The 1,842-nt window shown below is 71.9% G+C and carries 2 protein-coding genes; both read left to right on the top strand.

Going from position 1 to position 1,842, the window contains the following annotated elements; all coding sequences use genetic code 11:
• Nucleotides 1–23 precede the first annotated feature (23 nt).
• Nucleotides 24–1,013 (top strand): carboxylating nicotinate-nucleotide diphosphorylase, encoded by a 990-nt coding sequence (gene nadC / locus GKQ77_RS32320; RefSeq protein ID WP_219692698.1) that lies wholly within the window; start codon nt 24–26, stop codon nt 1,011–1,013.
• Nucleotides 1,013–1,819 (top strand): type III pantothenate kinase, encoded by an 807-nt coding sequence (locus tag GKQ77_RS32315; RefSeq protein WP_219692697.1) that lies wholly within the window; start codon nt 1,013–1,015, stop codon nt 1,817–1,819. The genes nadC and GKQ77_RS32315 overlap by 1 nt, the downstream gene beginning before the upstream one ends.
• Nucleotides 1,820–1,842 lie beyond the last annotated feature (23 nt).

Genomic DNA, 1,842 nt, shown 5'->3' with positions numbered 1-1,842 from the left:
CCCCGTCCCCAGGAGCAGTGACCGTGAGCACCCCCGACGACCTCCCCCTCACCCCCGCCGGCGGTGGCTGCGGCGATGCCTGCGGCTGCGGCGGGGACGACGTGTTCGACCCCCTGGAGTGCGGTCTCGACCCCGCTCTCGCGCGCCTGCTCGCCGAGGCGGGCCTCGACCCCCTCCAGATCGAGGACATCGCGCACATGGCCATCGAGGAGGACCTGGCGGGCGGCGTGGACGTCACCACGGTCGCCACCATCCCCGAGGACGCCGTCGCCACCGCCGACTTCACCGCGCGCGAGGCGGGCACCGTCGCGGGGCTGCGCGTCGCGGAGGCGGTCATGTCCGTCGTATGCGAAGAGGAGTTCGAGGTCGAGCGGCACGTCGAGGACGGTGACCGCGTCGAGGCGGGCGACACGCTGCTGAGCATCACCACCCGCACCCGCGACCTGCTCACCGCCGAGCGCAGCGCCCTGAACATCCTCTGCCGCCTCTCCGGCATCGCGACCGCCACGCGCGCGTGGGCGGACGTTCTCGACGGCACGAAGGCGAAGGTCCGCGACACCCGCAAGACGACGCCCGGCTACCGCGCCCTGGAGAAGTACGCCGTGCGCATGGGCGGCGGCGTCAACCACCGCATGTCGCTCTCCGACGCGGCGCTCGTCAAGGACAACCACGTGGTCGCCGCGGGCGGCGTGGCGCAGGCCTTCAAGGCCGTGCGTGAGCAGTTCCCCGACGTGCCGATCGAGGTCGAGGTCGACACGCTCCACCAGCTGCGCGAGGTCGTGGACGCGGGCGCCGACCTGATCCTCCTGGACAACTTCACGCCGGGCGAGACCGGGGAGGCCGTCGCCCTCGTCGGGGGCCGCGCCTTCCTGGAGTCCTCGGGCCGCCTCACCCTGGAGAACGCCCGCGCGTACGCCGACACGGGCGTCGACTATCTGGCGGTGGGCGCCCTCACCCACTCGTCCCCGATCCTCGACATCGGCCTCGACCTGCGGGAAGCGGTGCGTGACTGATGCTGCTGACGATCGACGTAGGCAACACGCACACCGTCCTCGGCCTCTTCGACGGCGAGGACATCGTCGAGCACTGGCGCATCTCCACCGACGCCCGCCGCACGGCGGACGAGCTGGCCGTGCTGCTCAACGGCCTGATGGGCATGCACCCGCTGCTCGGCGAGGAGCTGGGCGACGGCATCGACGGCATCGCGATCTGCTCGACCGTCCCCTCGGTCCTGCACGAGCTGCGCGAGGTGACGCGCCGCTACTACGGAGACGTGCCCGCCGTCCTGGTGGAGCCCGGCATCAAGACCGGCGTCCCGATCCTCATGGACAACCCCAAGGAGGTCGGCGCCGACCGCATCATCAACGCGGTCGCGGCGGTCGAGCTGTACGGAGGCCCGGCGATCGTCGTCGACTTCGGCACGGCCACGACGTTCGACGCGGTCTCCGCGCGCGGGGAGTACGCGGGTGGCGTCATCGCCCCCGGCATCGAGATCTCCGTGGAGGCGCTCGGCGTACGCGGCGCGCAGCTCCGCAAGATCGAGCTGGCGCGCCCGCGGAGCGTCATCGGCAAGAACACGGTCGAGGCCATGCAGGCGGGCATTCTGTACGGCTTCGCGGGCCAGGTCGACGGGGTGGTGAGCCGGATGGCGCGCGAGCTGGTGGGCGCGGGCGGCGACCCCGAGGACGTCACGGTGATCGCGACGGGCGGGCTGGCGCCGATGGTGCTGGGTGAGGCGTCGGTGATCGATGAGCACGAGCCGTGGCTCACGCTTATCGGGCTCCGCCTGGTCTACGAAAGAAACGCCTCCCGAGCCTAGAAACTGGCGGGGCCCTTGGCGGG

Origin of the sequence: Streptomyces anatolicus (assembly GCF_019400875.1) — a bacterium.
Lineage (GTDB): Bacteria > Actinomycetota > Actinomycetes > Streptomycetales > Streptomycetaceae > Streptomyces > Streptomyces anatolicus.
Note: the sequence above shows the minus strand (reverse complement) of the source record. Positions and strands in the feature narration are given on the sequence as shown.

Excerpts from the sequence above, each read along its gene's own strand:
- GKQ77_RS32315 (WP_219692697.1), top strand. The coding sequence starts at position 1,013 with ATGCTGCTGACGATCGACGTAGGCAACACGCACACCGTCCTCGGCCTC.